Raw genomic sequence first — 26,778 nt, 5'->3', positions numbered from 1 at the left:
GGATCCCGCACGGGTCCGGTCCGGCGGCGCGGCCGTGCCGCCCCACCCCAGCACCCCCGTGCCCGCGACGCACGGGCACACCGAGGAGTAAGCGTGGCCACGCAGGAAGAACTGACGTCCGTCCTGGACGCCGTCCGGGACGCCGTCCCCACCCTCCGCCGCAACGGCGTCGAGACCGAGAAGCGCCGCTGGGTGGTGGAGGAGAACATCGAGCTGTTGGAGAAGGCCGGCGTCTTCCGCGCCGCGGTGCCCCGCGCCCACGGCGGCCTCGACCTCGACGTGGCCCAGCAGGCCGCCGTCATCGCCGAGGTCTCCCGCGGCTGCCCCTCCACCGGCTGGCTCACGATGGTCTGGCTCACCAGCGCCTGGGCCGCCTCCCTCTACCCCGACCAGGCGCAGAAGGAGGTCTTCGACGGGGGCAGCAGCCGGGTCTCCATCGTCTTCGCCCCCACCGGCACCCTGACCCCCGCCGAGGACGGCGGCTACCGCCTGAACGGCACCTGGCGCTACAACTCCGGCCACCGCGGCGCGGCCTGGAACCTGCTGGCCGCCGTGGTCGAGGGCCCCGACGGCGCCCACGAGGAACTCGTCGCCCTCGTCCCCATGGACGAGCTGACCCTCACCGACGACTGGCAGGTCTCCTCCGGCGCCGGCACCGCCAGCGGCACCACCACCGCCAGTGACGTGTTCGTCCCGGCCCACCGCGTGGTCTCCCTGGAGGAGGCCATGGTCAGCGCCACCGGCAACCGCGCCAACACCGGCGCCACCGGCCGCAACTACGGCCTGCTCGGCTACATCATGTCCAGCGTGGCCGCCACCTTCCTCGGCATGGCCCGCGGCGCCCTGGAGCTGTTCCTCGACCGGCTGCCCGGTCGCGGCATCACCTACACCGACTGGACCGACCAGAAGCTGCACCCGCTCACCCAGGTCCAGGTGGCCAACGCCGCCAACAAGATCGACTCGGCCGAGGCCCTCTCGCACCTGTGGCACAAGGTCCTCCAGGACGCCGCCGACCTCGGCGAGCAGCCCACCGACGAGCAGAAGGCGATCATCCGCGGTCGCACCGCGTACTCCGCGCAGCTCGCCAAGGAGGCCGTCGAGATCCTCTTCGACCTCAGCGGCGGCTCGGTCATCCGCACCGACGTGCCCCTGCAGCGCTTCCACCGCGACATCCAGGGCTTCTCCCTGCACGCCCTCGTGCAGCGCGACGCCAACCTGGAGGTCCAGGGCCGCGTCCTGGTCGGCCTGGAGCCCGGCACCTACTTCCTGTGACCCGCCCGGCCCCCCGCGGGCCGGCAGCGAACCCCGCCGCCCCGGCCCGCACCCGGGGCGGCGGCACCGGGGACCACACCACGAGGGGCCCGGACCGTGCACACCCACGGTCCGGGCCCCTCGTCGTGCCGCCGCCGGGCGCCCGCCCCCCGACGCCGACGGCCGGGGCCCCGCCGCGGGACCCCGGCCGCCGATCCGCTCAGGCCGTGCGCGCGAACCGGCCGTTGACGAACAACAGCCCGTCCTCCGAGTCCCCGCGCCCCGCCGCCAGCACCGAGCCGATGAAGATCGTGTGGTCGCCGAACGAGTGCGAGTCGGTCAGCTCGCACTCCAACCACGCCACCGCCCCCGCCAGCAGCGGGGCCCCGGTGCGCTCACCGGCCCGCCAGTCCACGTCCTCGAACTGGGCCGCGCCCAGGGTGCGGCGCTTGTTCGCGAAGTGCTTGGCCAGGCCCTCCTGCGGGGCGGCGAGGATGTTCACGGCGAACCGCCCCGCGTCGCTCAGCGCGCCGTGCATGACCGCGCCGTGCCCGACGCTGCACAGCACCGACGGCGGGTCCAGGGACACCGAGCTGAAGGCGTTCGCGGTCATGGCGTGCAGGTGCTCGCCACCCACCGTGATCACCGTGACTCCGGTGGCGAAACTGCCCACCACATCCCTCAGCAGGGCGGGCTCGACGAGGCCCGTGCCGGAATGCAGGGTCGTGGGATCGAGGTCGACGGATGCGGAATTCATGCCGGTCTCTCCGATTGTCTTGGCACAAGAAGTGCACGCTGCCGTCAGCATTCGGGACGGCGATTCACTCCACCGTATGCGGGCCCATTCCGGGCCCCTGCCATCGTTCGGTAATCACGCCCCCACAATCGTCCGCGACCGCGAATGACCACGCGGTGAGCACCGGTTTACCGGGCCGCCGCACCCTTTGTTCATGGAACTCTTCACCGAGGAAAACGAAGGCCCCGAACTCGCCGAACCCTTCCTGCGCGAGGTGCTCGGCAGCGCCGGCCTGGCCGTGGAGTACGTGCGCGCCGAGGGCAACACCCTGTACCTGCGGGGCGAGAACGGTGCCGAGGAGGCCGTCGTGGACTTCGCGGGCGGCTACGGCTCCGTCCTGCTCGGCCACCACCACCCCGAGATCTCCGCGCTCGCCCACCGGCTCATCACCGAGGGCACCCCCGTCCACGCCCAGTTCTCCCGCCACCCCTACGCCAACCGGCTCGCGAACGCCCTCAACCGCATCCTGCACCGCGAACTCGACACCGACGAGCCCTACTTCGCCATCTTCGCCAACAGCGGCGCCGAGGCCGTCGAGGCCGCCGTCAAGCACGCCGAACTCGACCGCGGCATGCGCGTCGAGGCCCTGCGCGCCGAGGCCGCCGAGCTCACCGCGGCCGCCCTCGCCGCCGTCACCGCCGGAGCCGCGACCCTCCCCGAGGAACTCGCCGCCCGCTTCGAACTGCCCGCCGACCTCGCCCCCGAGGACCGCGCCGCCGCCCTCGACGCGGCCGTCACCGCCCGCAACGCCGAGAGCACCGCCCGCCCGCCGCTGTTCCTCGCCCTGGAGGGCGGCTTCCACGGCAAGCTCGCCGCGAGCGTCCAGCTCACCCACAACGAGGGCTACCGCGCCCCGTTCCGCTCCCTGGCCGCCCAGGCCCGGTTCGTGCCCGCCGACCGCCTGGAGCGCCTGGCGGAGATCCACGCCGAGGAGCGCGGCACCCTGGAGCACCTCGCCGTCGTCGACGGTCGCGTCGAGGTCCGCGAGGTCGAGTTCCCGGTCTTCGTGGCCTTCCTCGTCGAGCCCATCCAGGGCGAGGGCGGCATCCGCGTCCTCACCGAGGAGGCCGCGCGCGAGATCCAGGCATTCGCCGAGGCCATCGACTGCCCCGTCCTCGTGGACGAGATCCAGAGCGGCATGGGCCGCACCGGCAGCTTCCTCGCCTCCGCCCCCCTCGGGCTGCGCGGCGACTACTACACCCTCGCCAAGACCCTCGGCGGAGGCATCGCCAAGACCTCCGTGATGCTCGTGCGGCAGGCCCGCTACCGGCGCGAGTTCGAGATCGTGCACAGCTCGACCTTCGCCAAGGACAGCTTCTCCTCCACCATCGCCCTCAAGGTCCTGGAGCTGCTGGAGGCCGAGGACGGCCGCCTGTACGGGCAGGCCGCCGAACGCGGCGACGCCCTGCGCGCGATGCTCGACTCCGTCGCCGCCGACCACCCCGACGTGGTCGCCGAGGTCCGCGGCCGCGGCCTCATGCAGGGCCTGGAGTTCCGGGACCAGTCCGGGTCCGGATCCCCCGAGATCAGCGGCGCGGCCCAGGGCGGCCTGTTCGGCTACGTCCTCGCCGGCCACCTGCTGCGCGCCCACCGGGTCCGCACCTTCCCCACCGCCAGCGCCGTCAACACCCTGCGCTTCGAGCCCTCGCTGTACCTCAGCGACGCCGAGATCGCCCAGCTGGAGGCCGGACTGCGCGACGTGTGCGTGCTGCTGGCCGCCGAGAAGGGCGAAGTGCTCGTCTCCGTGTGAACCCCGGCACACTTCCTCCGCCGGCGCCGGCCGATATCCCGTCAAGCGCGCCGGCGGAGAATAATGGATCACGCGGCAATCGCGAACCGGCGAACCGTCCGCCCGGACGGGACGCCGGTTGATCCCACGGGGGGTGTGGTCATGCAGTTTCGCCTGTTGGGGCCGTTGGAGGCCGAGAACGACCAAGGGCCGGTGGAGATCGGCGGACTGCGCCGACGGGGGGTCCTGGCCTACCTGTTGGTCCACGCGAATCAAGTCGTCTCCACCAACCGGCTCCTGCACGCCCTGTGGAGCGACGACGCCCCGCCGACCACCGCCCGCAAGATCCTCCAGAACGCCATCTGGCAACTGCGCGGGGTCCTCGCCGACCCCTCCGCCGACCATCCGCCGGCCCGGCTGCTCACCCGCAACCCCGGCTACCTCCTCGACGTGAGCCCCGACCAGGTCGACCTGCTCACCTTCCGCCGGCACGTCGCCGCCGGCCGCGCCGCCCTCGCCGGCGGCGACCCGCGCACCGCCCGCACCCGCCTCACCGAGGCCCTCGCCCTGTGGCGCGGCCCGGCCCTCGCCGACCTCGTCGAGGAGGGCATCGCCTGGCCCGAGATCACCGCCCTGCGCGGCACCCGCGTGGACGTGATGGAGGACCGCTTCGAGGCCGAACTCGCCTGCGGCGGCCACCACGGGATCCTGCCCGAGCTGGAGGCCCTGGTCGAGGCCGACCCCCTGCGCGAACGCGCCTCCCGCCAACTCATGCTCGCCCTCTACCGGTGCGGGAGACAGGCCGAGGCACTGGCCGTCTACACCCGGGTCCGCGAGGAACTCGTCGCCGGACTCGGCCTCGAACCCAGCCACGAACTGCGCTCCCTGCACGCCGCCGTCCTCGCCCACGACCCGGCCCTCGACGCGCCCAGGGCCCCGGTCCTCCTGCGTCCCCCGACGCCCCCGCAACCCGCGCCGGCCCCGCGGCCGACCCCGACCCCCGCCCCGACCCCCGCCCCGGTCCCGGAGCCGGCCGCGGTACCGGAGCCGGCCGCCGGCGAGACCCGCTCGGTGGTCCTGGTCCGCTTCTGCCTCGACGAGGACGTGGACCCCGGCTGCCCCGAGGACACCGACCGCGCCCTCGAAGCCCTCACCACCCTGGCCCGCGAACGCATCCTCGCCCACGGCGGCCGGATCGGCTCCGCCATCGGCTCCCTCCTGCTCGGCGTCTTCGAGGAGGACCCCGGCACCCCGGCCGCCGTCCGCGCCGTCCGCGTCGGCAGCGAGATCCGCGACTTCCTCCACATCGCCGGCGCCCCCGGCGCCCCCCGGGAACCCGTGGCCCACGGCCTGTCCGTGCACGCCGCCGTCGCCACCGGCCCGCGCCCCGCCCCGCGCGAGGCGGGCGCCCCCGGCACCACCTGGGCCGGGGACCCCCTGGTGGGCCGGGCGCAGGGGATGCTGGAGGAGGTCGCGCCCGGCGAGGTGCACGTCTGCGCCGACACCCACCGCCTCACCGAGGGCGACGTGGTCTACCGACGGGCCTGTGCCACCGCCTCCGCCCCCTGGGAACTCCTCGGCGTCACCGACCACGCCGGCGGCCCCGGCACCCTGGACTTCGGCGACCGCGAGTGCGAACTCGACCTCATCGCCTCCATGTGGAGCCGCGCCCGCCACCGCAGCACCCCGCACCTCGTGACCGTCCTCGGCCCGCCCGGACGCGGCAAGACCCGACTGCTGATGGAGTTCCAGCGACGCGTCGAGGAGACCCCCGAGGTACCGGCCCGCGTGCTCACCGCCACCGCCCGACCGCCCGGCACCCCCGCCGGCCGCTCCCTGCCCGCCGACCTCCTCGCCGCCTACTGCGCCATCGGCGACCACGACGACGAACGCACCGCCGTCGCCCGCGTCTCCGCCGCCCTCGACCGGCTCACCGACGAGTTCCGGATCCGCGCCGGCCTGCCCGCCCTGCTCGGGGAGCTCTTCCGCCCCGGCGCCACCCCGCCCCGGCCCGAAGTCCTCGCCGGCTGGCGCGAGTTCCTCGCCCTGGCCGCCCGCGCCACCCCGCTCGTCCTGATCTGGGACGACGTCCACCACGTGGACGACGCCCTGCTCGCCGAACTGCCCGCGCTCCTCGCGGGCCGCCCCGACGCCCCGATCCTGCACCTCGTGGCCGCCGACGACCGACTGCCCGAACGCGCCCCCCGATGGGCCGTGGACCACCGGCACGCCATGGTCGTCGGCCTGCTCCCCACCACCGACGCCGCCCTGGACCGCCTCCTGGCCCGCCTGGAGCCGGTCGGGCCCCGCCCCACCACGCCCTGACCCGCACCCACCGGATCCCGGCCTCCCCCTGACACGAGACCGGGGGCCGGGTCCGGGTCCGGGCCGGCCGGGACCGGCGGCCCTCAGGCCATCCGGGCCCGGACCGCCGGCGCCGCCGCGTGCCGCGCCCCCGACCCGGCCCCGCGCACCGCGCGCGCCAGCGCCCGGATCGCCTCCGGACCGGCCGGCGAACCGAACGGCAGCCCCAGGGAGGCCGATTCGATGAGCAGCGACACCGCCGTCGTCTGCCGGTGCGGCGCCGCCAGCACCGCCCCCGAGGCCGCCGGAGCCCCGTCGGCCTCCAGGGGCACCAGCGAACCCAACACCTGCCGCGCCCAGGTCAGCAGCTCCACCCGGACCCGCCGGTTCATCGGCCCGGCCAGGCCCGGCTCCAGCGGCATCGCGCTCTCGAACCGCAGCAGGATCTCCTCCGCGTGGTCGCGCAGCAGCCCCAGTCCGGCCGCCGCCGGTCCGGTCTCCACCGCGAGCCCCGAGGGCAGGGCGGAGGCCCCGACCGAGGTCACCCGGGACCGTCTGAGGCCCTCCTGGAGGGCCGTGGCGAACTCCCGTCCCAGGAAGCCCGTGAATGCCTCCGCCCCCGTCCACGGCTCCGACGGAACGGCCGTGCTCGATGCGCTCTGCGGGCCCGAGATCGACGGGCCGATCACTGTCTCGTCCATGTCCACCAGCACAGCAACCCCGTCACACCGGCCGCCCACTGACCGATCCCGTCTCCGGTCATTTCCTCCATCAGCCCGCAACACGGCACTCCGCCCACGGGTCATCGGCGCGCTCGAACCGGACCGGCACCCGCAGCGCGCGGGCCGGCTCCGCCCCGCGCCGCCGGGCGCCGATGTCCACCGGGGGCCGCTCGAAGGGCACCGACCGCGCCGCCGGCAGCGGGCTCAGGCTCAACAGGCTGGTCCGCCCGCGCCCCACCCCCCACAGGGGCCGGCGCTCCAACAGCGGGGGCCGGGCCCCCGCGACGATCAGCAACGGGGCCTCGGAGACGGTGGTCACGAAGCCCTCCAACCAGTCCAGCACCGCGTCGTCGGCCCGTTCCAGACCGTCCAGACAGAGCACCAGCGGGGTCTGCCGGGCACACAGCACCAGCAGTTCCTTCCACGCCTCCAACACGGCCGGGGTCACCGCGTGCCGCAGCGGCGAGGCCGCCGCCCGCAGGGTCCGCAGCAGCCGCTCGGCCGTCGGCCCGGTGCCCGCCGCGGCCCGCACCCACTCGGTCAGCACCTCGTCGGCCGGGACCTGCGGCCCGAGCCCCGCCGAGCGGCCCCACGCCGCCAGGATCGCCTCCGTCAGCGCCCGCGGCCCCTGGTCCCCGTGCTCCGCCGCCGGCACCCGCAGCACGCGGGTGGGCTCGGACCGCCGGGAGACGTGGGAGGAGAACTCGGTGAGGAAATCGCCCTTGCCCACGCCCCGCTCGCCGAGCACCGTCACCAGGTACGGCGTGTACAGGGTGCGGGAGTGGTCGAGGTGGCTGGTCACGATCGCCAGCTCGTGCTCCCGGTCGGTGGGGCCCTCGCCCGCGCCGGGGCCGGCGTCGGCGGCCAGCGGTTCGCGGGCCTCGTGGACCTCGAAGCCGCCGGGCCCCCGCGAGACCCGACGGTGCCGCACCGCGTCGGCCGTGACCCGCGCCACCTCGCCGCTCACGTGCACCTTGCCGGGCGGCACATCGGCCAGCAGCCGCTGGGCCGAGTCCAGCAGGGTCCCCACCACGGAGATCCCGCCCGTCGCGTCCTCGCGAACCAGGGCCCGGCCGGTGGTCACCACCGCCTCCATCGTCAACCCGGGCATCGCCCGCACCAGGTCGCGCAGGTCGAACGCGGCGGTCAGCGCGGCGAGGGGGCCGGCGGAGCCGTCACGGGGTAATTCGAAGAGCGCGGCGGTCAGATGTCCCAGCGAGCCCACGATCGTGCCGCCCCGCTCGGCCACCCCGGCCACCAGCGCGGCCGAGGCCGCGGCCAGGTTCCCGTCCAGCCGCTCGCTCGCCGGGGCCCACCCGGCCGCGCCGGGCCGGACCCGCACGAGCAGCACGCACACGTCCCGCCGGCCGGTCCCGCCGGTCGCGGGCGACGGCGACGAGACGGCCGCCGGGGCGGCCGCGGTGGCCGGGGTGCGCGCCGGCGCGGAGCGGTGCGCGGCGGCGCGACCGGCGAGCTCGGTCACGGCCGGCGCGACCGCGACCGCGACCGGCGGGGCGGGCCGGGCGGGCACCCGGGGCGCCTGGGACGTCGGGCCCGGCGCGGCGGCCGGGGCCGTCCTCGGGGCCGGGGCCGGGGCCGGGGCCGGGGCCGGGGCCGGGACCGAGCTCGGGGCCGGGGTCGCGTTCGGGGCGAGGAGGACCTCGACGGGCAGGGCGGTGGGCGCGGGGGCGGCCAGGGCGGGGTCCTGGTGCAGGATCCGGGCCTGGAGGGCCTGGAGGTCCCGGGAGGGCTCCAGCCCGTGCTCCTCCACCAGCGCCCGACGCACCCGGCCGAACACGGTCAGGGCCTCGGCCTGGCGCCCGCACCGGTACAGGGCCAGCATCAACTGTCCGCTGAGGCGTTCCCGCAGGGGCTCCGCCTCGGCCAGCGCGTGCAGCTCCCCGAGGATCGTGTGGTGCCGACCGCAGGCCAGTTCGGCCTCGAAGCGGTGCTCCATCGCGTCCAGGCGGAGCTGGCGCAGCCGGGAGACCTCGGGCCAGTCCACGCCCTGTTCCATCAGGTCCGAGAGGGCCGGTCCACGCCACTCGGCGAGGGCCGCGCGCAGGGACTCGGCGGCCCCGGCGGGGTCGCCGGCCGCCAGCCGGGCCCGGCCGGCCGCGGCCTTCTCCTCGAACCGGGTCATGTCCAGGCGGGCCGGGTCCACCCGCAGCAGGTAGCCGGGGGCCCGGGTGATCAGTTCGGGGACCACGCCGTAGGGGGAGGCGTGGGGGGCCGCGTCGGCCGGGACGTGCGCGGCGAGGGTGGTGCGCAGCCCGGAGACGGCGTTCTGCACGATCTTGCGGGCGGTCATCGGGCGGTACTCCTCGGGCCACAGGGCGCCGAGGAGTTCGCTGGTGGCCACGACCTGGTTGGGTCGCAGCAACAGCAGCCCGAGCACGGCCCGTTGCTTGAACCCGCCCAGGGTCAATGTCCGCGAGCCCACCGAGACGTCCATCGGGCCCAGAATCCTGAACTGCATGTCTCCCCCTTGCCGTACGTCGTTCACCCCGCCGCGTTGTCGGCGGGGCCTGCGCCGGTCTCCCCGCGGATCGCGCGGGGAGACCGCGTGCGCGGCGACGCGGACGGGGCCGGGGCCCCGTCCGCGTCGCCGGCGGATGGTCCGCTCAGTGCGCGGGGACCGCCCGAAGCCGTTCCCGGACCACGTCGGCGACGTCGGCGAGGTGGTCGTCGAGGTAGAAGTGACCGCCGGGGAACACCCGGGTGTCCTCGGCGGCGGTGGTCTGCTCGGCCCAGCGCGCGGCCTCGGCGGTGGGCACCACCGGGTCCTCACGGCCGGTCAGCACGGTGATCGGGACCTCCAGCGGGGGCTCGGGCCGCCAGTCGTGCGCGGCCAGGGCCCGGTAGTCGGCGCGCAGGGCCGGGAGGGCCAGGTCGCGCAGTTCGGGGTCCTCCAGCAGGCCCGCGCCGGCGCCTCCGAGCATGCGGACGGCGCGCAGGATGGCCGCGTCGTCGGGCATCACGTCGTGCGGGTTGGTCGAGCCGGTGGGCGCGCCGCGTCCGGACAGGAACAGCCGCACGGGCAGCGGCCGGCCGGCCGCGCGCAGGGCGCGCGCGGTCTCGAAGGCCAGCAGGGCGCCCATGCTGTGGCCGAAGAACGCGAACGGGCGGGGGCCGGCCTCGTGCAGGCGTTCGGCGATCCGTCCCGCGAGGTCGAGCAGGTCGGCGACCGGGGTCTCGCGCCGGCGGTCCTGTCGGCCGGGGTACTGCACGGCCCGCACCTCGATCTCGGGCGCCAGGGCCCGGGTGAGGGGGACGTAGGTGCCCGCCGAGCCGCCGGCGTGCGGGAAGCAGACGAGTCGGAGGGCCTCGGAGTGGCCGTCTGCGGTCTGGCCGACCGTCCTGAACCAAAGACTGTCCACGATGTTCTCAAGTCCTCACTGTGTGCGATCAGTTCACGTTGAAGGGGTCCCGCCGGCGGGCCGCGCGCAGGGCCCGGCCCCACCAGGCGAGGCGGTCCAGCATCCGGTCGGCGTCCCGGACGTGGGCGGGGTCGTCGTCCAAGTGGCCGCCGGCGACGCGGCGTTCGAGATAGTCCTGCAGGGAGACCGTCTCGCGGACGGTCACGGCGTGGCACTCGGCGAACACCTGGCGCAGGTGGCCGACGGCCAACAGACCGCCGGAGGCCCCGCCGTAGGAGAGGAACGCGACCGGCTTGGCGTGCCATTCGGCGTCGTACCAGTCGATGGCGTTCTTCAGCGACGCGGGGTAGCTGTGGTTGTACTCGGGGGTGACCACCACGAAGGCGTCGGCGGCGGCGAGCCAGGGTTCGAGGTCCTGGACGGCCTGCGGCTTCACCTCTTCGGGGGCGGCCGACATGACGTCCGGGAGCCAGGCGGCGGCGAGGTCGATGACGTCCACGTCGAAGGCCGGATGCCGTTCCGCCCGACGGGCCATCCATTCCGCGGCGGTGGGCCCGAACCGGCCCTTGCGCACGCTCCCGATGATGACCACGAGTCGAAGCTTCTCTCTGTAGGACATGCCTGCTCTTCCCGTGGTCCTTCCTGGCCTGGGGTGTGCCCACTGTTCCTCACTGTGGTGGAAGCCCCTTCGGGTTCGCTTCGGGACCGCTTCGGGCCCCGTTCGCGCCGCGCTCGCGGCCCGCTCGAAAACCGCTGTGACCTGCGCGACCTCCCGGGCGGGCGATTCGCGTGCGGGGCTAGCATGACGGGATGAGATTCGGTGTGCTGGGCCCACTGGAGGTGTGGACGGATCAGGGGCGCCAGGTGCGGGTCCCCGAGCTGAAGGTCCGTGTGCTCCTGGCGATCCTGCTGGCGCACCGGTCCCGCACGGTGCCCACCGCGAGACTGATCGAGGAGCTGTGGGGCGGTTCCGCTTCGACCGCGCAGCCCGTCTCCTCGCTCCAGGCGAAGGTCTCGCAGTTGCGGCGGGCCCTGGACGGGGCCGAACCCGGGGCCCGTTCCCTCGTGGTGCACCGGGCGCCCGGCTACCTGCTGGACGTGCCGGCCGGGGCGTTGGACCTGGAGGACTTCCGCGAGCCCGCCCGCCGGGCCCGGACCCTGCGGGACGCGGGGGAGCGGGCCGGGCTGTTCGCCAAGGCCCTCGCGGTGTGGCGGGGCCCGGCCTTCGCGGACCTCGCGGACCGGCCGTTCGCGCTGGCCGCCGCCGAGGGGCTGGAGGAGGAACGGCTGACGGTGGTCGAGGAGTACGCCGCCGCCCGCCTGGAACTCGGTGAACACGGGCTGCTGTTGGGCGAGTTGGCGCCATACCTGGAAGGGCACCCGTTGCGGGAGGGGCTGCGGGCGGCTCAGATGCGGGCCCTGTACCGGGCCGGCCGGGGGGTCGAGGCCCTGGAGGTGTACGGCGACCTGCGGCGCCGGCTGGACGAGGAGCTGGGCCTGACCCCGGGTCCCGAACTCGGCGCCCTGCACCGGGCGGTGCTCGTCCACGATCCCGACCTGTCCCGTCCCGCCCCGGCCCCGGCCCCCGCGCCGGGCGGGCCGGCGCGGACCCGGGGCAACCTCGCCGCGCCGGCCGGGGCGCTGGTCGGCCGCTCGGCGGCGGTGGCTGCGGTGCGCGAACTCCTCGCGCGGAGCTGCCTGTCGACCCTGACCGGGCCGGGCGGGGTGGGCAAGACCCGGCTGGCGCTGGCCGCCGCGGCGGGCCGCGAGGAGGAGTTCCCCGACGGGGTCTGGCTGGCCGAACTCGCCGGATCGGAGGCACCCGAGGGACCCGCGGGCGTGCGGGTCCTCGCCGACCTGGTCCTGGACCTGATCGGGGTGCGCGACGGCGACGGCGACGAGGGCGCGCGCGACCCGGTGCGCCGGCTCGCCGCGCTCCTCGCCCCCCGCCGCCTGCTGCTCGTCCTGGACAACTGCGAACACGTGCTGGACGCCGCGGCCGGACTGCTGACCGTCCTGCTGGAGGCCGCCCCCGGGCTGCACGTGCTGGCCACGAGCCAGGAGCCGCTGCGGCTGCGCCGCGAGACGGTGTGGCCCGTGCCCCCGCTGGCGCTGCCCGATCCGGGGGAGTGCGACCCGCGCGCGGTGGGCGCGTCGGCCGCGGTCCGCCTGTTCACGGAGCGGGCCCGCGCGAGCGATCCCGGGTTCGCCCTGGACGAGGAGACCGCGCCGCTGGTGGTGGAGCTGTGCCGGAGCCTGGACGGACTGCCGCTGGCCCTGGAGCTGGCCGCGACCCGGGTGCGGGGGCTGGGGGTGCGGGCGCTGGCCGAACGGCTCGACGACCGCTTCCGGCTGCTGACCGGCGGCTACCGCGACGCCCCGCGCCGACACCGCACCCTCCAGGCCACCATCGCCTGGAGCTGGGGCCTGCTGGAGCCCGCCGAGGAGGCCGTGCTGCGCCGGCTGACGGTCTTCGTCGACGGCTGCGACCCCGAGGCCGCCGAGGCCGTGTGCGCGGGCGGGGAGGTCGACGGGGGCGAGGTGCTCGACGTGCTGGCGGCGCTCGTGGACCGCTCGCTGGTGCTGCGGGTGGAGGCCCCGGCCGGCGTCCGTTACCGCCTGCTGGAGTCGATAGCCGCCTACGGCCGGCGCGAACTGCTCGCGTCGGGGGAGGCCGCCGAGACGGCCGCACGGCACCTGCGCCACCACCTGGCGAGCGCCGAGGCCGCCCGGCCGCACCTCTACGGCCGCGACCAGTGCCGGCGCCTGGCCCTCCTCGACGCGGACGCCGCCAACCTCCAGCGCGCGGCGGAGGAGGCGCACCGGTCGGGCCGCGCCCGGGACGCGGTCCGGCTGGCCAACGCGCTGGGCTGGTACCGCTTCCTGCGCGGCCGGCTGCGCCAGGCCGAACGGGCCTTCGCCGAGGCGCTGGCCCTGCCCGGGGAGGTGCCGACGATCGAGGTGGCCGAGGCCCGCGCCTGGCACGCCGGATTCCGGCTGCTGGTGGGTGAGCGGCTGCCCGAGGGGGTGTGCGCGGGCAGCGACGGCACGCCCGCGAGCGGTCCGGCGGCCGCCGGGCGGGGCGGGCCGGACACCGTACCGCACCCGAACCTCGCCAGGGCCGAATGGTTCCTGGCCTTCGCCCGGTACCGGGTCGGGTCCATCGCCGACGCCGAGGCCGGGGTCCGCCGGGCCCTGCGCGACTTCCGGGTGCTGCGCGACCCCTGGGGCACGGCCGCGGCCCTGGCCGCGCGGGCCGCCCTCGCCCTGGGCCGGGGGGACCTGGTGATGCTGCGCGGCAACGCCCTGGAGGCCCACGCCCGGTTCACCGAACTCGGCGACAGCTGGGGCCGGTTGAAAGCCGCCGAGTCCCTGGCCGCGCTCGCCGAGATCGGCGGCGACTACGACGAGGCGACCCGCCTGCACGGCGAGGGCCTGCGGATCGCCGAACGGCTGGAACTGTGGTCGGAGGCATCGCGGACCATCGCTGGACTGGGCCGGCTGGCCCTGCTGTCCGGACGCTTCGAGGAGGCCCGGGAACTGCACGCCCGGGCCCTGCGACTGGCCGAGGAGCAGGGCAACCGGCCCGCCGAACAGTTCGCCGCCATCGGACTGGCCCTCGGCCTGCGCCGCGAGGGCCGGCTCGCCGAGGCCCGGCGGGCCCTGTCGCCGTGGCTGGAGTGGAACCGCAGCCGGGCCGACCACCCCGGCCTGGCGCTGGTCCTGGCCGAGCTGGGGTTCATCGCCGAACAGCGCGAGGACGCCCGCTCGGCCCTGGCCCTGCACCGGGAGGGACTGGCCGCCGCCCGGGTCCACGACGATCCGCGCGCCGTGGCCCTGGCCCTGGAGGGGATCGCCGGCGCCCTGTCCCTGTCCGGGGACCCGGCCGCCGCCCGCCTGCTGGGCACGGCCGCCGCCGCCCGCGCCGCCGCCGGTGCCCCGCACCCGGCGGCCGAACGCGGGGACGTGGAACGGATCACCGGCCGGCTGCTGGACCGCCTCGGGCCCGCCGGGTTCGCCCGGGAATTCGAGCGGGGCCGGCTCCGGGACCCCTTCGCCCGCGCCGTCGCCGAGGACGCCGGCCCCCGCTGAACCTCCCCGCCGTCCCCCGGTCCCCTCCGGACGATTGCTAACGCATCCGGGCCGGATCCTCATCGACCCGAACCGGCCGGCCGGCCAGGATGGGAGGTGCACAGACCGACGAACCAGGGGGAGGTTCGGGAATGAGACACGTCACGAGAAGGGCGCGGCGCGCGCTGCCGGCGTTGGCGCTGGCCGCCGTCGTGACCGTCGCGGGGGCCCCGGCCCAGGCGGCGAACACACCCGGGACGGGGACCGCCGAGACCACCGACACGTCCGTCGCCACTGACCAGGCGGCCGCGACGCAGCTCGGGGGGATCGCCGGATGGACCGCGGTGGCCTTCTTCTACACCTCGCTGAGCACCGGCGAGACCCGCCTGATGGAACGGGCGGTCACCGACGACTGGGAGGACCTGCCCACCCACCCGGGACTGGGCACCGGCGTGCCGGCCGCCCAGCGCCTGGTGCGCGAGGTCCGGGGAGTCTTCCCCGACCTCGTCGAGAACATCACCCGGGTCCGCCGCGACGGCGACCGGATCGAGGTGTCGCTCCTGCACTGCGGCACCCACTCCGCGGAGTTCGCCGGGGTCCCGGCGACGCACAAGTACGTGTGCTTCCGCGGCGAGGAGACCCAGACGATCACCGGGGGACGCATCTCCCGGACCGAGCACTGGGAGGACATCGAAGGATTTCTGAAGGAGGTCGGCAAGTGACCGCGGACATCACCCCGCGCCGGGCGGACGACTCGGGCGACATCAAGAACTACCTGCTGGACGGCTCGGACCTGGAGAAGATCCCCGGCCTGATCCGCAGCGAACAGGTCAGCCCCGAGGAATGCCACCGGCTCATGATCGAGGGCACCAAGGAGACCTACTCCCACGAGGAGGTCTTCGGGCAGTACTGCTCGCTGGGCGAGTACATCGACGTGCCCTACGACGTGGCCTTCGAGTACGCCGCGAACATCCACTCGATGGAGGAGTGGACCTTCAGCGTCCGCGACCTGCGGCACGTCGGCGGCGGACTGTACCGGGGCGTCGAGGCCATCCAGCCCAACACCGAGATCTACATCCGCGCCGACGTCCTCAAGGGCCCCGAACACGGCCTGGTGTTCTACCCCTGCGCCTGGGACCAGGGCAAAGAGCTCTGGATGCGCTACTACTTCACCTTCATCGACGCCACCCGCACCCTGGGCCGGCCCGGCACGGTCGTGCTGTGGACCAACGTCAAGCACCCCTACTACGACCGCGCCGTCACCGACGTGCCCGACTACATCACCGAGGGCCGGGCCCGCACCGACCGCTACTGGGTCGGCGACATCTGGCCCAACTTCGACGCCATCCACCGCATCGAGACCGCCAACCTCAAGCGGATCCTCGAACACCGCTTCGGCACCGGCCAGGCGGGCTGACCATGGCCCCGGACGCGTCGGGCCCGACGGGCACAGGCCCGCAGGCCCAGATCATCGACGTGGTGAGCTTCCTGCCCGAGCGGGTCGTCTCCAACGCCGACCCGGAAGGAGGCGCCGACGCCCTCGGCGACCACGCCTTCTTCCGGGGCGTCGCCGAACGGCGCTTCGCGTCCCCCGACCACACCTCGGCCGAGCTGGGAGCGGCGGCGATCGCCAAGCTCCTGGCCCGGACCGGGCTGGCGGCCGAGGACGTGGACCTCATTCTCTACAACTGCGTCTTCAACGACACCTTCTGGCCGGGCATCGGACCGGCCGTCCAGGACGCGGTCGGCGCCCGCCGGGCCACCGTCCAACAACTCGACACCAGCTGCTGCTCCTGGCTCTCCGGACTGCGCACCGCGCAGGCGTTCATCGAGTCCGGGATCCACCGCAACGTCGTCGTGCTGACCGTCACCAACTTCGTGTCCCGACTGCCCGAATTCCAACAGTCGCACCGCTCAAGGGTGTTGGGCGACGGAGCCACCGCCACCCTGGTGGCCCCCGGCCGGCGCAGCGTCCTGTCCGCGCACGAACGCGCCCACGGACAGCACTACGGACTGCTCCGCTTCGAACCCGACCTCGTCGACGGCGTGTTCCGCAACCACTGGGAACGCGGCTGCGGCCCCATCACCGTCAACTTCACCAAGGAGAAACTGGCCGCGATCCGAGAGAACTCCCTGGCCCTGGTGCCCGAGGCGGTCGGCATCGCCCTCGACGCCGCCGGCCTCACCGCCGACGACGTGGACCTCCTCGTCACCCACCAGCCCAACGCGGACTTCCTCGCCGAATGGCGCGCCCGCTGCGGCATCGACCCCAAACGCAGCCACGACACCCTCGCCAAGTACGGCAACCTCTTCGCCGGCTCCATCCCCGTCACCGTCGCCGACGCCCTCGACCACGGGCTGATCGCCGACGGGGACCTGCTCGCCTTCGGCACCTTCGCCAACGGCGGCGACATCGTCAGCGCCATGACCGTCCGCTGGCACACCGGCCACTGACCACGGCCGCGCCCCGCACCACACCGCACGCACGACGACCCGCCGCCCGGCGGGTCGTCCACGGGGGAGACATGACTCAGGACACCACCACACGAGATCCCGCGCCCAGCGTCGCCGACGCCCTGGCCGAGGCCCTGCGCGACTGGGGCCTGGCCTGGCTGTTCGGCGTCGGCGGCGCCAACATCGAGCACCTGCACGACGCCGTGCACCGCCTCGGGCAGGGCCGGCTGACCTCCGTCCTCGCCCGCCGCGAGGACGGCGCGGCCTTCATGGCCGACGGACGCGCCCGCGTCCACCGCACCCTCGGCCTGTGCTGCGCCACCTCCGGCGGCGCCCTGGTCAACCTCGCCGTCGGACTCGCCGAGTCCTACGCCGAGTCCGTGCCCGTGCTCGCCCTGATCGGGCAGCCGCCCCGCGCCCTGGAGGGCAAGGGCGCCTTCCAGGACGGCTCCGGCATCGGCCGCAGCGTCGACTCCGAACGGCTGCTGTCGGCGGTCACCAAACGCGTCACCACCCTCACCGACCCCGACCGGCTGTGGGAGGAACTCGCCGAGGCCGCCCGCACCGCCCTGTCCGACCGGCCCGGACCCGTCGCCCTGCTCGTCCCCCGCGACGTGTTCGCCCTGCCGGCCCCGCCCCGCCCGGCCGACTGGCCCGCCGCCCCCGAGGACCTCGCCGCCACCGAGGCACCGGACCCGGCCGCCGTCCGCGCCCTCTTCGACCGGCTGCGCCGCGCCCATCGCCCCGTGCTGCTCCTGGGCCACGGGGTCCGCCGGAGCGCCGACCGGGAGGCGATCGCCGAGTTCGCGCGCGCCGCCGCCCTGCCCGTGGCCGCCACCATGTCGGCCCGCGCCGAGTTCCCCAACGCCGACCCGCTGTGGCTGGGCGTGGCCGGCGTGGTCGGACACCCCTCCGCGCACACCGCGATCCGCGAGGCCGACCTTGTCGTCGCCGTCGGCGCCGGCCTCAACGTCATGACCCGGGGCCCGCTCGGCGACCTCACCGGCGACCGGGTCGCCGTGGTCAACGTGGACCCCGGGGAGGCCACCCGCGCCGTCGCCCCCGGCCTCGTCGTCCGCGGCGACGCCGGCGCCACCGCCCGCGCCCTGCTGGACCTGCTGGCCCGCGAGCCCTTCCGGGGCCCCGGCGCCCCCACCCGCCCCCGCACCAGGTTCCGGCCCCGACCCGCCCCCGCCCTCGACCCCTCCCCGCTCGGCGGCACCCTGCGGCAGAGCGAGGCCATCGCCGCCCTCACCGACACCCTGCCGGTGGGCGGACACCTCGTCTACGACGCCGGGAACTGCGCCTCGGCCGCCATCCACCTCGCCGACGTGCCCGAGGGCACCACCTCCACCATCGCGCTGGGCGCCGGCGGCATGGGCTACAGCCTGGGCGCCGCCGTCGGCGCCCAGCTCGGCTCCGCCCCCGGGGCCCGCACCGTGGTCCTCGCCGGGGACGGCGCGTTCCTGATGAACGGCCTGGAGGTGCACACCGCCGTGGACCTGCGGCTGCCGATCCTCTACGTGGTCTTCAACAACGCCATGCACGGCATGTGCGTCACCCGCCAGCAGACCTTCTTCGACGGCCGCGTCGAGGCCGTCCGCTACACCCCCGCGGACATCGCGGGCGTGGCCCGGGGCCTGGGCGGACCCGACCGGCTGTGGGTCGCGAGCGCCGAGGACCGCGACGGGCTCGACAAGGCCCTCCTCGACTGGGCCGACCGTTCCCGCGAGGCCGATCGGGCCGGCCACGGCCTGCCCGGACTGCTGGAACTGCGCCTGGCCCAGGAGGAGGTCCCGCCCTTCACCCCCTTCCTGCCCGCCGACGAACCCACCGTGCCCGTGCACCTGCCCGCGGCCCGCCGGCCCCGCGCCGACCGACGGGAGGTGACGGTGTGAGCGCCGCCCCCGCCGCCGGCGGCCCCGTGTACGTCGTGGACCGGATCCCCGAGGACGCCGTCAACCTCAGCACCAACGAGGTCCCCTTCGGCCCCCTCCCGGGCGTGGTCGAGGCCATCGCCGAGGCCGCGCACGGCGCCCACCGCTACCCGGACATGGCCGCCGGCGACCTGCGGGCCGCCCTCGCCGCCCGGTACGGGGTACCGGTGGAGCACCTGGTCACCGGCGGCGGCACGGCCGCGCTCATCGAACACACGGTGCGCGCCACCGCCCTCGGCGGGGAGGTCGTGCACCCGTGGCGGTCCTTCGAGGCGTACCCGGTGCTGATCGAGGCCGGCGGCGCCCGCCCGGTGCCCGTGCCCACCCGCCCCGACCACGGCCACGACCTCGACGCGACGCTCGCCGCGATCACCCCGGACACCGGACTCGTGCTGCTGTGCCACCCCAACAACCCGACCGGGGTCCCGCTGACCCGCGCCGAACTCACCGGCTTCCTCGACGCGGTGCCCGAGCGGGTGGTGGTCGCGGTGGACGAGGCGTACCGCGAGTTCGTCACCGACCCCGAGGTCCCGGACGCGCTCGTGGAACACGGACACCGCCCGAACGTGCTCGTGCTGCGGACCCTGTCCAAGGCGTGGGGACTGGCCGGGGTCCGGATCGGGTTCCTCGCCGCCCACCCCGACCTCGCCGACCGGATCCGCCGCGTGGTGACCCCGTTCTCCACCGGCGCCCTCGCCCAGGCCGCCGCGCTGGCCGCGCTGCGGGCCGAACCCGAGATGCGCCGGCGGATCACCGAGCTGGCCGCCGAACGCGAACGACTGGCCAAGACCCTCGGGGAACTCGTGCCCGGAATCCCGCGCAGCCAGGCGAACTGCCTGTGGCTGCCGGTGGGGGAGCGGGCCGCGGAACTCGCCGCCGCGTGCGCGGCGCGCGCGGTGATCGTGCGGCCGTTCGCCGCCGAGGGGGTGCGCGTCACCATCGGCGCCCGCGAGGCGAACGACGCGTTACTCGACGCGCTCGTGCCGGTGCTCACCGCACCGGAGCGGGCACAGGCCGAACCGGCCTGACGACAGCGACACCAGAAGGAAGGAACGAACCATGACCGTACTCGTCATCGGCGCGACCGGATTCCAGGGCGGGGCCGTGGCCCGGCTGCTGGCCGAACGCGGGGAGACCGTGCGCGGCCTCGCCCGCAACGCCCCGGCCCCCGAGCGCGCCGTGCCCGGCGTGGAGGTGCTCACCGGGGACCTCGGCGACGCGGACGCCGTCCGCAAGGCGTTCGCCGGCGTCACCCGCGTCTCCGTCACCATCCCGCAGGCGTACGACCGGGACACCGTCGCCCGCTACGCGCGGAACATCGCCCGCGCGGCCCGCGAGGAGGGCGTGGAGCGGCTCGTGGTCAACGGCAACACCCGCGTCCCCGAGCAGGTCACCGAGTACAGCGGGTTCGAGACCCGGCGCGAGGCCGAGCGGATCCTCCTCGACTCCGGGGTGCCCACCACGGCCCTGCGGCCCCCGATCTACCTGGACAACCTCTACAGCCCCATCTCCGGGCCCTCCCTCGTCAACGACGGGGTACTCGCCTTCCCGCTGCCCCCGCACGTGAAGGTGGCCTGGCTCTCGCACGAGGACCTCGCGGCGGCCACCGTCGCGGCCCTCCTGGACGTGGACCTCACCGGCCGCACCCTGGACCTCGGCGGCCCCGAGTCCCTCACCGGCCCCGAACTGGCCGAGCGCTTCACCGCGGCCCTGGGCCGCGAGGTCCGCTACATCCCGCTGGAGCCCGCGCAGTTCGAGGGCGGGCTGGCCCAGGCGTTCGGGCCCGAGACGGCCGCCGGCATCGCCGGCACCTACAAGTGGGCGGTCACCGAGGAGGGCGCCGGCTTCCTGGAATCCGCACCGGGCGCCGAGGCCGCCTTCGGCATCACCCCCACCCCCGCCGCCGAGTGGATCGCGGCGCGGAACTGGCAGGTCTGGGCCGCCAACTGACCCACACCGCGACGGGCCCGGCCCGCTCCCCGCGTGGGGAGCGGCCGGGCCCGGTCCGCGCGTTCACACCGTGCAGGAGCCCACGGGCACCGCCGCCGGCGCCGACGCGCGCGCGGGCGGCTGCCGCGACTCGCGGTACTCGCCCGGGGTCATCCCCGCCCACTTGCGAAACGCCAGGTGGAAACCGACCGAACTGCGGTAGCCGACCGCGGCCGGGATCACCGACACCGCCTTGTCCGTCTCCCCCAACAGCCGCGCCGCCTCCCGCATCCGGCGCGCCGTCAGATGCCGGCCCGGGCTCTCGCCCACCAACTCCCGGAACACCGCCGTGAACGCCGTCCGCGACATCCGAGCCTCCCGGGCCAGCAGATCCACCGTCCACTGCTCCCCGAACCGCGCGTACACGGCCGTCAACGCCCGCCCGATCCCCGGATGGCCCAGCGCCCGCAAGGACGGATAGTCGTCGGCCAGCCGCCGCGAGGCATCCCCCGTCAACGCCAGCCGCAGCGCCAGCACCAGCGCCGTCTCGAACCCGCGCACGCTGATGAACTGCCGCTCCGCCGGGTCCGGATGGTGCTCGGTGGCCAGCGCGGCCAACGTGTGGTGCAACAGCGGCCGGCGACGCACCAGCGCCCGGTCCAGCACCAGCATCGGCGGCAACGCCCGGTACAACGTCGAATCGCCGACCGCGTTGTAGTACAGCCCCCCGCACAACATCGCCGTCTCCGGCCCCGGCCCCGGCAGCCGCACCACCCCCGGCGCCTCCGGGCGCCGATCGGCCAGCACCGCCGCCAACGGCAGCCCGTCCCGGTCGGGCCGGTCGCCCAGCGAGTGCGGCGCCCCCCACGGGAACACCGCCACGTCCCCCTGCCGCAACAGCCGACTGCGCTCGTGGCCGCTGCCGGCGGGCAACTCCACCTCGTCGGCCAGGGTGGCCCAGCAACTGCCGTCCACGATGTAGTGGAGCACGGCGCAGTTCTCGTCCGGCCCCCGGATCCCCCACGGCGCACCGAGCCGCCAATGGCTGCGGAACGCTCCCTCCAACCTGATCGAGGCCAACAGATCGCCGAGTACGTCGTCCATGCCCGCTCCCCCCGGATTCGAGACTACTGCCGGGCCCCGCCGTCGTTCATTGCGGAATTCTTAAGGCTGCGCCCCTCCCGAAGACCGTTTCCGGCACCGGTCGGTTGCCCCGAGTGACGGGAGACCCGCGCGGGACGATACCGCGCGCCCCTGTGCGCGCCGACGCGCCCACGCCGAGGAACGACACGCCCCCCGGAACACGGCGTTGCCCCGGGCACATGCGCACCCGGGGCAGGATCCTCGACGGCTCGCGAGGAGATCAGACGGCGGCCGCTCCGCTGCGCGCCCGGGCCCCCTCGGCCGCTTCGGGCGCACCGACCCCGGAGGCGCCGCGCCGCACGAACAGCCGCTGCGCCGCGAACGCGCCCGGCCCGGTGAACACCAGCAACAGGAAGGCCCAGGCGAACAACGCGGAACTCTCGCCGTTGTTCTGCGAGGGCCACAGCGCCGCGCCCTGGTGCACCGTGAAGTACGCGTAGGCCATCGACCCCGAGGCCAGGAACGCGGCGCTGCGGGACCCCAGCCCCAACATCACCAGCACCCCGCACACCAACTGGATCACCGCCGCGTACCAGCCCGGCCAACTCCCCAAGGCCGCCGCGGCCCGCCCGCTCTCCGGCACCCCGAACAACGAGGCGGTGCCGTGCACGGCGAACAACAGACCGACGACGATCCGGAACAGACCGAGGACATGAGGACGAGCGGAATCGATCCGCCGGGACAACTCGGACACGGGGGTTCTCCTCGAACGTGGGGGGACGGTGAACGGCCGCGGGCGCCCGTGGGGGAGCGCCGGACCGTCACGAGACGGCACGGGCAACGCGCCCCGCTCGAACACCGTGCCGACCCCGGCCGAGGGGAAGGGTGTCACGAACCCCACCCCCACCGGCACCGGGAATCCGGCCACGCCGGCCCCCGGACCAACCCCTTCCGGCCGTCGAGATCGTCACGCTCGATCGTCGGGATGCGCGGGATCCGACGGGTCCGTCGGATCCCCGGGGGATGCGTGGGAATCGGTGGCCGGGTTCCAGCCCCGCAGGACGTCGAAGCTGCCGAGCAGGAGACGGAGTGAGGAATCGATGCTGCGCGCGGGCTTGCGCATGCGCCGGCTCGTTCGACTCAGGAACCGCAACATGGCACTGAACTCCTGGGCCTGCGCCAGGACGGGCGCCATCTGTGCCGCGTGTTCGCGACTCAGTTCCAGTATGTCCCGAGCCGGTTCCCGTCCCTCCTCTCCCGGCATCTCCCGCATCCACACGAGGTACGAACCCATGGCCTGCACCATGACGCCCGCGTGCTCGGCGAAGGCGGTGGATGCCTCTTCCAACTCCGCCGCCGGACCCTCCAGGGATCGGGCGAATCGATTGAGCACAACCAGGCTCTTGTTGCCCGGGGTCCGGGGGTTGTGCGACCGTCGCATGTCCTCGTCGATGAGTTCGGTCATGGCCAGGAGGTCGCCGAAGGCGGCACCCACCTTGGCCATGTCCTCATCCAGCGCGGCCATCGCCTCCTCGGCGGAAGCCATGTGGTCCAGCGTGCCGGGACCGTCCTCCGGAAAGGAGTCGTCCGCCCAGAGGGCGGAGCCTTCGGGCTCGGTGACAGGTGCGATTGCCGGTTCTCGGAGGAGGGCTCGTGCCGGAGGCATGAGTGTCGGAGAGGTGCCCGACACGGTTTCGGACAAGGCGGTCTGGATGCGCAGCCGGGCCTCGGTGAGCCCTCCGGGAAGTTGTGGGTAGAGGATGACGGGGGCGGATCCGAGATCGGGGGAGATCAGCCCGATCTCGTTCACGTGGAACGTGTGTCGTCCGATCATGTGTCGGAGCCCCAGTCCGTATCCGAATGTCGTTCCCCGGCCGGACAGGTGCGCGATGAGCACGTCGGCACCCAGCAGGCCGTCCAGCCACGCCGTGGACTCGGGCTCGGTAATGTCGGGGCGGTGGATGGGCAGCAGCGTGAATCCGAGCTGCGAACACACGGGTGTCAGTACGTCGGCGTGGAAGACCTGGAAGCGGTGCTGATGGAGGGCCGGGGTCTCGGAATCGGGGCCGAGAACGAAGCAGGTCGGCATGGCAACTCCTTTGTCGCGCTGTGGATGGCCGGATCAGTCGAAGAGGGTCAGGGCCACCCCCCTGCTGACGTCCTCGGCGAAGACGGGGCGCTCCTCGATGCCGATGGCACGCATCAGTTCGGAGGTCAGCACCCGATGGCGTCGCCCGACGCGGATGGTCGCGCACGGAAAGGAACCTTGGTCGATCAATCGATAGGCCGTGCCCAGGCACATGCCGAAGGCGCGAGCGGCTGTCTCCAGGTTCACGCTGACAGGGAGATCGAAAAGCTCTCGGAAGCTGAGGGTTGCCGTGGACCGGTGGTTCATGACGTGCCTCGCCGCTGACGCAGCGACAAGTACCCGACGGTTCGCCCGCGCCGTGTCAGTCGTGCTTCGTCCACATGGGAGACAAGGCCCCAGTCAGCAGCCAGGGCCCCGAGCCGTATCCCCTCGGCGCCCTCCCCGGAGACTTGGATCCGGATGTCGGCCGCCAAGCCGTCCGGTCGCTCCCGGCCGTTGAGTTCGATCGCCCAGCGATCCTCGGGAGAGACCCCCGCACAGGTGACGGTGGTGTCCACGTCCGCCGTGCTGTGTTCTCCCGGATGCCTCCTGGGCAGGGACCACGCCCTCGAACAGGCCGACCGGAGAACGGAATGCCCCGATGCCGGCACGTCGGGGGCGTCGCGTGCGGACTCGAGGAAACACGTGAGGAGTTCGGACTCCACGTCCTCACGGGCGATGTGGAACCGTTCGCTGATGTTGCGGGCGGTACGACGCAGTCCGGGCAGTGCTATCCAGAGTGCGGCCATGCGCCCTGCGGGGTCCTCGTGTGGCCGGCGCGCCAGCTTGCCGACGTGGTGCCACAGAGGGTCGCGCTGCTCTTCGGGGCGAGTCCGGTCGTAGAGAATCGTGCGGGCATCCCGCAAGGTGAGGGAGGCGGCCCCGGGGTGTGGGCGGTATGGACCGGGGATCTCGGCAGTGGCCGGCAGGCTTCGTTCGATCGTCACGAAGAGTGGGGTCCTGTACACGGTGGTGGTCATGATGCTCCCCGTTCTGTCGATTCGTGGTGGATGAGGCGACGCCACGTGGCGAGAATCTCCAGGGCCGGTTCCCGACCCGGTGTCCCCTCGGTGTCGCGTTCGAAGGAGCGCAGCAGGCGCATGAACCCGTGCGACCTCAGCCGGAGGAGTTCTCGGTAGAGGCCGGTGAGGGTGCTGCGGCCCGCAGGGTCGGACTCGGCGGCACGTGACCATTCGCGCAGCGCATCTCGGGTCGATGGGTGGTGGACGGGGGAGTCCAGCGCGTTCGCACAACAGACGGCGAGGTGGGTGAGCGGCCTGCCGCTCCTGTACTCGCCCACCAACCAGTCGCGTTCCGTGCGGATGAGTCTCACCGTGAGGACGGCCGCGACGTGGCCGGTCGCTTCCTCTTCCCTGCCCCAGCGGGCCGTGTGGCGGAGCAGGTTGCGTCGGGTGCCGCTGTCGGCACCGGCGAAGCGCCGACTCATCACCTCGGTGGCCGTCAACACCATTGGATCTCGGGGGTTTTCGGCGGGCTGTCCGCGCAGTGCGGAATGCAGCAGGCGCGCCGCCGGCGCGTGACCCAGCTCCTCGGTGTCACCGGTGGGACCGCAGGCATGTACGACCGCCCTTCGCAGAGCGGGATCGGGTGACAGGCTCCAGTCGTGCAGTGTGCGGGTCATGGCCTGGTTGTCACCGCCCCTCCGCGCGATGGCCGATCGGAGGGCCATGCCGGCGATCTCCGACGAGAAGGGTGCTCCCGAAGAGGCGACGTGATGAAGCAGGGGCCAGGCGCTCCCGGATACATGGCGGGAGATCGTCGCCAATGCCCTGGCCAGAGAGGGCAGTTCCGTCTCCTCGGCGTCGGGGCTGGTCAACCACGTGTGAATGGCGGGCAGGAGATGCCCGTGATCACGGCAGACGATTCCCCAGACGGCCCCTGCCACGGAGGCCCACAGGAAATCGACCGTCACGGCTGTCCTCCCCGTGTCCTGGACGACCGTCGAGGTTGCCCCACATGAGGGAAGGAGATCGTGGAGGTCCATGCGCGTCATGGAGGACGCCGCCGCTCTGGGGCTGTCGCGCGCGACGAGACCGAGCAGGGCGTTCGCTCGACGCAGGACAAGGTCGACCCCTCTGCCTCCGTGGACACAGAGCGACAGCACGAGCCCCCACAATTCGCGCCGCTCGTTCGCCGCCTTCGCGATGTCGTCGGCCCAGGCGGCGATGAGCTCGTCACGAACGCGGGAGACCTGTCCGATGCCGGGATCGGATCGGAGAACGGCCTCGGCGACGCGCACGGCCTGACGTGGGGGCAACCCGGGGACCAGGACGTGCGGCAGGAGTCCGGGGAGAAACGGCAGGATCCTGCGACGTCGTTCGAAGGGGTCCGGAATCATGGCCACGAGATGGGACAGGAATACGTCGGTGGCCGACGGGGGGCGATGGAGTACCACCCGATCCCCCAGATCCTCGCTCCACGGGGGGAGCGCCTCGGTACTCTCGGACCGGAGGACGATCAGACGCGCGCCGCTCTCGTCCATCAGGTCTGCCAGGCGGGAAAGGTCCCACTCTTTGAGTGGCGGGGCATCGGGCGCCGACATGATGAGATAGCCGTGAACGCCGGAGTGCAGGGGCACCCACGAGGCCAGATCCACTGTGCCGTCGACCTGGAGGACGACCGGATCCTCGTGCCCGTGTGTCAACGCGGCGAGCGCGAGGGTGAGACGCCCGCTGCCAGGGGTACCGAAGAGAACCACCGGACCCCGGTCCAATGCGGCCAAGGTCCTCGGATACGCGTCGGTCGGTACGAAGCGTTCCTTGAGACGGGCCAGCGCTTCCCGGGAGACCGGCCCTTGACGAGGGGCTGCTCGTGTCTCCGGAGCAGGGGCCGAGGAGGTGTGCTGATCTCCGAAATTCGTTCCGGTGTTGATCGAGGAGCCTGTGGCGAACACCAGGGTCCGGTCCGGCAGGATTCGAGCGAGGGCGGCCATGGCGTTCGGATCCTGAGCGTCGAGAACCTCCGCGAAAGGGA

21 protein-coding genes are annotated in these 26,778 nt (G+C 74.1%); 10 read left to right on the top strand and 11 right to left on the bottom strand.

The genetic code is table 11. From position 1 onward, the window contains the following. The first annotated feature begins 93 nt into the window (after window positions 1-93). Window positions 94-1,272: an acyl-CoA dehydrogenase family protein gene (locus tag ACN20G_RS01150; RefSeq protein ID WP_424210802.1), complete on the top strand. Its 1,179-nt coding sequence runs from the start codon at window positions 94-96 to the stop codon at window positions 1,270-1,272. A 199-nt stretch (window positions 1,273-1,471) separates the two neighbouring features. Here the strand turns inward: ACN20G_RS01150 and ACN20G_RS01145 are convergent, their stop codons facing one another. Next, complete coding sequence (locus tag ACN20G_RS01145) at window positions 1,472-2,008, bottom strand: flavin reductase family protein (protein WP_424210801.1); 537 nt, start codon at window positions 2,006-2,008, stop codon at window positions 1,472-1,474. Window positions 2,009-2,201: 193 nt separating this feature from the next. Between ACN20G_RS01145 and ACN20G_RS01140 the strand changes: the two genes are divergently transcribed. Beyond that, a complete protein-coding gene (locus ACN20G_RS01140; RefSeq protein ID WP_424210800.1) occupies window positions 2,202-3,797 on the top strand; it encodes an aspartate aminotransferase family protein in 1,596 nt (531 codons plus the stop codon). Between the two features lie 141 nt (window positions 3,798-3,938). Beyond that, window positions 3,939-6,101 carry a BTAD domain-containing putative transcriptional regulator gene (locus ACN20G_RS01135; RefSeq protein ID WP_424210799.1) on the top strand — a complete coding sequence of 721 codons (2,163 nt, stop codon included), beginning with the start codon at window positions 3,939-3,941 and terminating at the stop codon, window positions 6,099-6,101. An 83-nt stretch (window positions 6,102-6,184) separates the two neighbouring features. Here the strand turns inward: ACN20G_RS01135 and ACN20G_RS01130 are convergent, their stop codons facing one another. The 4 genes from ACN20G_RS01130 to ACN20G_RS01115 form a co-directional block, all read right to left on the bottom strand. Then, a complete protein-coding gene (locus tag ACN20G_RS01130; protein ID WP_424210798.1) occupies window positions 6,185-6,781 on the bottom strand; it encodes a hypothetical protein in 597 nt (198 codons plus the stop codon). 70 nt (window positions 6,782-6,851) lie between these two features. Then, complete coding sequence (locus ACN20G_RS01125; RefSeq protein WP_424210797.1) at window positions 6,852-9,281, bottom strand: BTAD domain-containing putative transcriptional regulator; 2,430 nt, start codon at window positions 9,279-9,281, stop codon at window positions 6,852-6,854. Between the two features lie 145 nt (window positions 9,282-9,426). After that, window positions 9,427-10,182, bottom strand: a complete 756-nt coding sequence (locus tag ACN20G_RS01120) for a thioesterase II family protein (protein WP_424210796.1) — start codon at window positions 10,180-10,182, stop codon at window positions 9,427-9,429. 28 nt (window positions 10,183-10,210) lie between these two features. After that, entirely contained in the window at window positions 10,211-10,801 is a 591-nt protein-coding gene (locus tag ACN20G_RS01115; RefSeq protein WP_424210795.1) for an NADPH-dependent FMN reductase, read from the bottom strand. A 191-nt stretch (window positions 10,802-10,992) separates the two neighbouring features. Between ACN20G_RS01115 and ACN20G_RS01110 the strand changes: the two genes are divergently transcribed. From ACN20G_RS01110 to ACN20G_RS01080, 7 genes are all read left to right on the top strand, one after another. Beyond that, window positions 10,993-14,274, top strand: a complete 3,282-nt coding sequence (locus ACN20G_RS01110; RefSeq protein ID WP_424210794.1) for a BTAD domain-containing putative transcriptional regulator — start codon at window positions 10,993-10,995, stop codon at window positions 14,272-14,274. A 131-nt stretch (window positions 14,275-14,405) separates the two neighbouring features. Next, entirely contained in the window at window positions 14,406-14,975 is a 570-nt protein-coding gene (locus tag ACN20G_RS01105) for an ester cyclase (RefSeq protein ID WP_424210793.1), read from the top strand. Beyond that, window positions 14,972-15,670 (top strand): hypothetical protein, encoded by a 699-nt coding sequence (locus tag ACN20G_RS01100; protein ID WP_424210792.1) that lies wholly within the window; start codon window positions 14,972-14,974, stop codon window positions 15,668-15,670. Before ACN20G_RS01105 ends, ACN20G_RS01100 begins: the two co-directional genes overlap by 4 nt. A 2-nt stretch (window positions 15,671-15,672) precedes the next feature. Continuing rightward, entirely contained in the window at window positions 15,673-16,707 is a 1,035-nt protein-coding gene (locus tag ACN20G_RS01095) for a 3-oxoacyl-ACP synthase III family protein (RefSeq protein WP_424210791.1), read from the top strand. Window positions 16,708-16,778: 71 nt separating this feature from the next. Next, on the top strand, window positions 16,779-18,605 hold the full coding sequence (locus ACN20G_RS01090; RefSeq protein ID WP_424210790.1) for a thiamine pyrophosphate-binding protein: 1,827 nt from the start codon (window positions 16,779-16,781) through the stop codon (window positions 18,603-18,605). After that, window positions 18,602-19,672 (top strand): histidinol-phosphate transaminase, encoded by a 1,071-nt coding sequence (locus ACN20G_RS01085; RefSeq protein ID WP_424210789.1) that lies wholly within the window; start codon window positions 18,602-18,604, stop codon window positions 19,670-19,672. The genes ACN20G_RS01090 and ACN20G_RS01085 overlap by 4 nt, the downstream gene beginning before the upstream one ends. 31 nt (window positions 19,673-19,703) lie before the next feature. Continuing rightward, window positions 19,704-20,594, top strand: coding sequence for an SDR family oxidoreductase (locus tag ACN20G_RS01080; RefSeq protein WP_424210788.1), 891 nt, complete (start codon window positions 19,704-19,706; stop codon window positions 20,592-20,594). 63 nt (window positions 20,595-20,657) lie between these two features. Here the strand turns inward: ACN20G_RS01080 and ACN20G_RS01075 are convergent, their stop codons facing one another. The 6 genes from ACN20G_RS01075 to ACN20G_RS01050 form a co-directional block, all read right to left on the bottom strand. Next, complete coding sequence (locus ACN20G_RS01075; protein WP_424210787.1) at window positions 20,658-21,677, bottom strand: AraC family transcriptional regulator; 1,020 nt, start codon at window positions 21,675-21,677, stop codon at window positions 20,658-20,660. 259 nt (window positions 21,678-21,936) lie between these two features. Next, window positions 21,937-22,401, bottom strand: a complete 465-nt coding sequence (locus ACN20G_RS01070; protein ID WP_424215318.1) for a DoxX family protein — start codon at window positions 22,399-22,401, stop codon at window positions 21,937-21,939. Window positions 22,402-22,623: 222 nt separating this feature from the next. Next, on the bottom strand, window positions 22,624-23,745 hold the full coding sequence (locus ACN20G_RS01065; protein WP_424210786.1) for a hypothetical protein: 1,122 nt from the start codon (window positions 23,743-23,745) through the stop codon (window positions 22,624-22,626). Between the two features lie 33 nt (window positions 23,746-23,778). Then, complete coding sequence (locus ACN20G_RS01060) at window positions 23,779-23,991, bottom strand: helix-turn-helix domain-containing protein (RefSeq protein ID WP_424210785.1); 213 nt, start codon at window positions 23,989-23,991, stop codon at window positions 23,779-23,781. Window positions 23,992-24,047: 56 nt separating this feature from the next. Then, the gene (locus tag ACN20G_RS01055) at window positions 24,048-24,764 is read right to left on the bottom strand and encodes a hypothetical protein (RefSeq protein ID WP_424210784.1); all 717 of its coding nucleotides are present in this window, start codon (window positions 24,762-24,764) and stop codon (window positions 24,048-24,050) included. Continuing rightward, the gene (locus ACN20G_RS01050) at window positions 24,761-26,737 is read right to left on the bottom strand and encodes a hypothetical protein (RefSeq protein ID WP_424210783.1); all 1,977 of its coding nucleotides are present in this window, start codon (window positions 26,735-26,737) and stop codon (window positions 24,761-24,763) included. Before ACN20G_RS01050 ends, ACN20G_RS01055 begins: the two co-directional genes overlap by 4 nt. Window positions 26,738-26,778: the final 41 nt, after the last annotated feature.

Source organism: Streptomyces dryopteridis, from assembly GCF_049606955.1.
GTDB lineage: Bacteria > Actinomycetota > Actinomycetes > Streptomycetales > Streptomycetaceae > Streptomyces.
This window is presented reverse-complemented; position numbering and strand designations above follow the sequence as displayed.

What these genes read in the sequence shown, in the direction of transcription:
- ACN20G_RS01115 (WP_424210795.1), bottom strand. Translation starts at nt 10,801, where the DNA reads ATGTCCTACAGAGAGAAGCTTCGACTCGTGGTCATCATCGGGAGCGTG.
- ACN20G_RS01145 (WP_424210801.1), bottom strand. Translation starts at nt 2,008, where the DNA reads ATGAATTCCGCATCCGTCGACCTCGATCCCACGACCCTGCATTCCGGC.
- ACN20G_RS01075 (WP_424210787.1), bottom strand. Translation starts at nt 21,677, where the DNA reads ATGGACGACGTACTCGGCGATCTGTTGGCCTCGATCAGGTTGGAGGGA.
- ACN20G_RS01055 (WP_424210784.1), bottom strand. Translation starts at nt 24,764, where the DNA reads ATGACCACCACCGTGTACAGGACCCCACTCTTCGTGACGATCGAACGA.
- ACN20G_RS01125 (WP_424210797.1), bottom strand. Translation starts at nt 9,281, where the DNA reads ATGCAGTTCAGGATTCTGGGCCCGATGGACGTCTCGGTGGGCTCGCGG.
- ACN20G_RS01095 (WP_424210791.1), top strand. Translation starts at nt 15,673, where the DNA reads ATGGCCCCGGACGCGTCGGGCCCGACGGGCACAGGCCCGCAGGCCCAG.
- ACN20G_RS01105 (WP_424210793.1), top strand. Translation starts at nt 14,406, where the DNA reads ATGAGACACGTCACGAGAAGGGCGCGGCGCGCGCTGCCGGCGTTGGCG.
- ACN20G_RS01065 (WP_424210786.1), bottom strand. Translation starts at nt 23,745, where the DNA reads ATGCCGACCTGCTTCGTTCTCGGCCCCGATTCCGAGACCCCGGCCCTC.
- ACN20G_RS01110 (WP_424210794.1), top strand. Translation starts at nt 10,993, where the DNA reads ATGAGATTCGGTGTGCTGGGCCCACTGGAGGTGTGGACGGATCAGGGG.
- ACN20G_RS01140 (WP_424210800.1), top strand. Translation starts at nt 2,202, where the DNA reads ATGGAACTCTTCACCGAGGAAAACGAAGGCCCCGAACTCGCCGAACCC.
- ACN20G_RS01135 (WP_424210799.1), top strand. Translation starts at nt 3,939, where the DNA reads ATGCAGTTTCGCCTGTTGGGGCCGTTGGAGGCCGAGAACGACCAAGGG.
- ACN20G_RS01130 (WP_424210798.1), bottom strand. Translation starts at nt 6,781, where the DNA reads ATGGACGAGACAGTGATCGGCCCGTCGATCTCGGGCCCGCAGAGCGCA.
- ACN20G_RS01090 (WP_424210790.1), top strand. Translation starts at nt 16,779, where the DNA reads ATGACTCAGGACACCACCACACGAGATCCCGCGCCCAGCGTCGCCGAC.
- ACN20G_RS01050 (WP_424210783.1), bottom strand. Translation starts at nt 26,737, where the DNA reads ATGGCCGCCCTCGCTCGAATCCTGCCGGACCGGACCCTGGTGTTCGCC.
- ACN20G_RS01080 (WP_424210788.1), top strand. Translation starts at nt 19,704, where the DNA reads ATGACCGTACTCGTCATCGGCGCGACCGGATTCCAGGGCGGGGCCGTG.